Source organism: Kitasatospora sp. NPDC001540, assembly GCF_042894345.1.
Taxonomy (GTDB): domain Bacteria; phylum Actinomycetota; class Actinomycetes; order Streptomycetales; family Streptomycetaceae; genus Kitasatospora; species Kitasatospora phosalacinea_C.
In genome coordinates this window covers 1-1,142 of the sequence record NZ_JBIAVO010000098.1, presented here as the reverse complement: position 1 = coordinate 1,142, position 1,142 = coordinate 1, and the positions used below count along the sequence as shown (strand labels likewise).

The 1,142-nt window shown below is 69.8% G+C and carries 1 protein-coding gene; it reads left to right on the top strand.

Features of this window, described 5'->3' with window-relative positions:
• Positions 1-1,142 (top strand): acyl-CoA dehydrogenase family protein (locus tag ACFY00_RS38135; RefSeq protein ID WP_388038887.1); only part of this gene is annotated, 1,142 nt, incomplete at both ends.

Here is a 1,142-nt window from a genome sequence, read left to right as displayed (position 1 = left end):
GGACTTCGACCTCTACCGGCTCGGCGAGGAGCACGTGATGCTCCGGGAGTCGGTGCGGGCGTTGGCGGAGGCGAAGATCGCTCCGTTCGCGGCGGCGGTGGACGAGGAGGGGCGGTTCCCGCAGGAGGCGTGGGAGGCGTTGCGGGCGGCCGATCTGCACGCGGTGCACGTGCCGGAGGAGTTCGGGGGTGCGGGGGCGGACGCGCTGGCGACGGTGTTGGTGATCGAGGAGGTGGCGCGGGTGTGCGCGTCGTCGTCGTTGATCCCGGCGGTGAACAAGCTGGGGTCGTTGCCGGTGCAGTTGGCGGGGTCGGAGGAGTTGAAGGCGAAGTACCTGGGGGCGCTGGCGCGGGGGGAGGGGATGTTCTCGTACTGCCTGTCGGAGCCGGAGGCGGGTTCGGACGCGGCGGGGATGCGCACGCGGGCGGTGCGGGACGGGGACTTCTGGGTGCTGAACGGGGTGAAGCGGTGGATCACCAACGCGGGGGTGTCGGAGTTCTACACGGTGATGGCGGTGACCGATCCCGACAAGCGCTCGAAGGGGATCTCGGCGTTCGTGGTGGAGAAGGGCGACGAGGGGGTGTCGTTCGGCGCGCCGGAGAAGAAGCTGGGGATCAAGGGGTCGCCGACGCGGGAGGTGTACTTCGACGACGTGCGGATCCCGGCGGATCGGATGATCGGTGCGGAGGGCACGGGTTTCGCGACGGCGATGCGGACGCTGGACCACACCCGGGTGACGATCGCGGCGCAGGCGCTGGGGATCGCGCAGGGGGCGCTGGACTACGCGAAGGGGTACGTGAGGGAGCGCAGGCAGTTCGGCAAGCCCGTCGGTGACTTCCAGGGCGTGCAGTTCATGCTGGCGGACATGGCGATGAAGCTGGAGGCGGCCCGGCAGTTGACGTACGCGGCGGCGGCGAAGTCGCAGCGCGGGGACGGGGACCTGACGTTCTTCGGCGCGGCGGCCAAGTGCTACGCGTCGGACGCGGCGATGGAGATCACGGTGGACGCGGTGCAGTTGCTGGGTGGGTACGGCTACACGCGGGACTACCCGGTGGAGCGGATGATGCGCGACGCGAAGATCACCCAGATCTACGAGGGCACCAACCAGGTCCAGCGCATCGTGATGGCCCGCAACCTGCCCT